Genomic DNA, 4,291 nt, shown 5'->3' with positions numbered 1-4,291 from the left:
TGGTGTCTGCGAAGTCATGAAAGTTTTATTTGATAAACGGCTTTATTTTATTCAGCTGTCGCAGAAACCTTCTTGGTACTCAACAATAACAGTAAAATTCCAATCAAATAGACAATCCAGCCCCAGCGCATGTGTAAGGATTTCGAAAGCAATTTATCGGCAAATCCCCAACCGAAATAGTTATTGATCTTGAACCAGACCGCTGTTATACTCAACAGGTACCAACAGGCGGCTAATCGAGTCATCCATTGATAAGCTCGAACTGCACGAACAAAAAATAAAAGGGCCGTCACCCCCAGAATAAGTAATGTAATGAAGAATAAATAGGCATCTACCTGATATAAATTCCAATTTCCTTTAATAGGCACTTTTAAGAACGGCGTCATGCTGGACAAAAAAGAAATGACTAGTCCAACGATGGCAACGTATTTTTTGATAATAATCATGATTCAAATTCCTTTAAAACTGCTACGAATATAAGTTGAATATTGACACATATATAACTTGTATTTCACTTTTTGAAAAATTATTCTATTTTTAAGCGCAATTAACGCTTAGAACAAATAAAAAACAAGGCTAATCAAAAGACCAACAATCATTTAGATCTTGTTTTCACTTGTTTAAAAGAGATGAGTATAATTTTTAGCATTAAGCCGAATAATAAACATGAAAAGAGAAGTTGAAGAAATCGCTGCAGAACAACCCGCACAGCCAAATAAAAAGAAAAGGATATATATCATTATTGGAATCGTCCTATTGGTTATCCTAGCGGGTGGCGGATATTACAATTATAGCCAGCGACAAGCTTTCGACGGCTTGCAAGTAGATAGTACCGCGACAGCTGTTGCCGGATTTGACAATGCCGATCCCAAAGACCTGGAAGATGCTGATGGATGGAGTTCATTAGAAGACTATCAACATTGGAATAATGCTATCTTCACTCTTCCGGAATACGACAACATTCCATTACGCTACAGAAGGGGGATTACAAAGATATTTATGGGCAATAGCTACCTAGAGCCCGTAGATGATAAACCTATATACAAGTTTACTCGGATAAAAGATCGGGCTAAATCTGTTTTCTGCTATGGGAACTTTACAGATCGCAACGATGCAGACAGTTGGAATAAAGAAATGGCTTTCCTAGTAGAAAAGAACGACTACCAGAGTAGTGCCATCTGGATCATATCGGCAAAAGGCGATATTTTATTCTGGAAGGAATATTCAAGCGAACTGCCACTCATCAACAGCTTCAAAAAGGGACAGAAAATTTTTATGGATGAGATGAAGTTAGTACCTGCTCCTGCCGATGGAATTATTGTCAAGAACAAAAACTCCAAGTACGCATTAATTTACAATAAAAGCAGCAAGACCTTCGACAGCTATTATCAATATAGTGATAGTGAAATTCAAGAAGCTACTACTTCTGAAGAAGAACCTTATGTGGAAGAATTGGAAGATGTTACCATCGACTCTGCAAGCACAAATACGGGTATTAAAGAATAGTTTATCGTATTCTATCGCTTAAAATTTTCGTCACGATCTATCGTGACGAAAATCATTTAGCACCAAGCCATAACATAAGTAATTATAAAACAGATTATTAAATAGAAAAAACAGCTATTTAAAATCTTTCTAAATTAATCCCTTTGACAGATTTTTGACACAAGCACAAAGCTTTTAAGCTACATTTGTACCGTTAAATATAAGCGAGGGATTAGAGCTTTGAAAAATCTTAAAGTATTAGCGTTTACTCATAAACATGTCGAACTAAAAGATCTAGGTAATCTAGTGATCTGCAATGAGGATTTAGAAAGTCGCCTCATCAATCTAAAGCATAGCCTAGACATTCCAGAGATCTTTTATATTGGTACTTGTAACCGAGTAGAGTTTGTATTTTATGGTGCTCACGAATTGACCCATGAATTCATTGCTGATTTTATGGGGAAATTAAACTTCTGTGTTCCTCAGGAAAGACTACAATGTTACTTGGGACAGGTCAACAAATACGAGGGTATGGATGCTTTAAATCACCTGCTTCGGATGTCATGTTCACTTGAAAGTCTTGTTGTTGGTGAAAAAGAAATTTTGGCACAGGTACGTCGGGCATATGATCGTTGTAGAGAAGCTGGTTTTACTGGAGATTTTCTACGTCTGATGATGGATCGTCTCGTAAAAACTGCTAAAGAAGTATACACCTATACTAAAATTTCCAGAAACCCAATTTCAGTTGTCTCTCTTGCCTATCGCAAATTACGCGAATTAAAACTGGTTGAAAACCCTAGAATCGTCATCATTGGTTCTGGAGAAACCAATCAGAATTTAGCAAAATATTTCCAGAAGAACCAAAAAGCTAAGTTCGTTATTTTCAACCGCACAGTGGAGAATGCAAAGGCCCTAGCCGAAGAATTAAATGCTGAAGCTTACCCCTTGGCCGATATTGATCAGTACAAAGGAGGTTTTGATATTCTGATTACCTGTACAGGTGCACCGACTTCCATTATTGACAACACACTTTATCAATCCTTATTAAATGGAGAGACTGATAAGAAAATTATCATTGACTTAGCCGTTCCGAATGATCTTGATGCTGAAGTTCTCCAAAATAATCCGATTCATTATATTGAAGTGAGCAGCTTACAAGCTATTGCGGAGAAAAACATCCAAGAGCGTTATAATGAATTGGAGAGTGCCGAAAAGATTATCCAGGACAATATCCAAGAATTTTTACCTTTAATCAAACAGCGACGCGTAGAAGTTGCTATGCGTGAGGTTCCTGAAAAGATTAAAGAAATTAAATCATTCGCTCTAAATGAGGTTTTTGCCCAAGAGGTTCAAGCCCTAACCCCCGAAGCGAGAGAGGTCTTGGAAAAAGTCATCAACTATATGGAAAAGAAATACATCAAGGTTCCAATGGTTATGGCGAAAGAAATTTTGGTTAAAACTCCAGAAACGGAAAAGAACTAACACTAAACCTGCTCTTGGAGCAGTGATTTCCTTCGACTTTTTATTATTATCACCTAGGTTTTGTACTGAGGTTATTCTACTCGCTGAATGTGCTCTGCTCACACCCCATGGAGCTACCATTTGACTGTTTCCCATAAATTTCGGTTTATCAATTATTTCCTGACATATAATGACAGTAACGTGTCAACATATTCCTTCTATTTATTTATTTTTGCTCTGATTAATGGTATTAAACACATTTTTCCGAAATTGTTCATTTTCCGGGGCTCAATTGAATTGAAACACATTCTGTGCTAGTTGAATACGTAGCTACCGGTGGAACATCTTTGTGATTGTTTTAATAGGTAAAGTAAAATTAACGTGAATAGAAAACTAATTATCGGTACCCGGGGAAGCGTTCTTGCCATGTGGCAGGCAAATTTTGTAAAAGATCGATTGGCAGAAATCGGAATTGAAGCAGAATTAAAAGTCATTAAAACACAAGGTGATATTATTCAACACCTTCGTTTGGATAAATTAGAAGGCAAAGGATTTTTCACTAAAGAGCTTGAGGAAGAGCTTTTAAGCGGGACCATTGATTTAGCTGTACACTCACACAAAGATTTACCTACGGTCAATCCTCCAGGATTGATCATTGCAGCGGTTTCTGAGCGCGAAGATCCAGCTGAATTATTAATTATCCACAAAGATTGTGTGGATATCAAAAAACGTCTCTCATTAAAGCACAATGCGACAGTTGGAACATCATCTAACCGTAGAAAAGCGCAGATCTCGGCACTACGTCCTGATCTAGAATTTGACGATCTCCGTGGTAATTTGCAGACAAGAATCCAAAAACTACGTGATGAGCAATATGATGCCATAGTACTTGCAAAAGCAGGTATTAGCCGTATTGAAATGGATATTACAGATTTTCATGTGGAGGAGATTCCTCCCGTTGAAATTATTCCGGCACCAGCGCAAGGGGTACTTGCTATTCAGATCCGTGAGGTTGACAGGGAACTTTTTGAAGCTTTACAGCCCTTGAACAATGAAGAAGTAGCACAAACAATCTCCGTAGAACGTTTGGTATTAAATAAATTTGATGCAGGATGTCATGCGCCACTTGGCTGTTATTGCCGCAAAAGCGGTGACGAATACGAAGCTTGGGCCTCTATTGCTGAAACAAGTGAAGATTTCCCTGATCGTGTTTACCTTAGAGATACCGATGCGACACGTTTAGCGGAGCGCATTTTCAATAAGTATGCAAAGGATAGAAAGCTGCCACAATCTGTATTTATCTCCCGGGAGGTAGACGAAAATTCCTATTTCGCAAGAGCAATGG

General features: G+C 37.9%; 4 protein-coding genes. 3 read left to right on the top strand and 1 reads right to left on the bottom strand.

Annotation, left to right across the window (positions count from 1 at the left end; genetic code table 11):
- Window positions 1-47 precede the first annotated feature (47 nt).
- Complete coding sequence (locus tag B2X72_RS15260) at window positions 48-446, bottom strand: hypothetical protein (protein WP_201666518.1); 399 nt, start codon at window positions 444-446, stop codon at window positions 48-50.
- A gap of 220 nt (window positions 447-666) precedes the next feature.
- On the opposite strand from B2X72_RS15260, the gene B2X72_RS15255 reads away from it, so the two are divergent.
- From B2X72_RS15255 to hemC, 3 genes are all read left to right on the top strand, one after another.
- Window positions 667-1,506, top strand: coding sequence for a hypothetical protein (locus tag B2X72_RS15255; RefSeq protein WP_286850401.1), 840 nt, complete (start codon window positions 667-669; stop codon window positions 1,504-1,506).
- Between the two features lie 219 nt (window positions 1,507-1,725).
- Complete coding sequence (hemA, locus tag B2X72_RS15250; RefSeq protein WP_286850399.1) at window positions 1,726-2,967, top strand: glutamyl-tRNA reductase; 1,242 nt, start codon at window positions 1,726-1,728, stop codon at window positions 2,965-2,967.
- Window positions 2,968-3,327: 360 nt separating this feature from the next.
- Window positions 3,328-4,291: hydroxymethylbilane synthase (hemC, locus tag B2X72_RS15245; protein WP_286850396.1), on the top strand; the 964-nt coding region annotated here is incomplete at its 3' end.

The organism is Sphingobacterium sp. UBA7253 (assembly GCF_002472745.1).
GTDB lineage: Bacteria > Bacteroidota > Bacteroidia > Sphingobacteriales > Sphingobacteriaceae > Sphingobacterium > Sphingobacterium siyangense.
Note: the sequence above shows the minus strand (reverse complement) of the source record. Positions and strands in the feature narration are given on the sequence as shown.

What these genes read in the sequence shown, in the direction of transcription:
- B2X72_RS15255 (WP_286850401.1), top strand. Translation starts at nt 667, where the DNA reads ATGAAAAGAGAAGTTGAAGAAATCGCTGCAGAACAACCCGCACAGCCA.
- B2X72_RS15260 (WP_201666518.1), bottom strand. Translation starts at nt 446, where the DNA reads ATGATTATTATCAAAAAATACGTTGCCATCGTTGGACTAGTCATTTCT.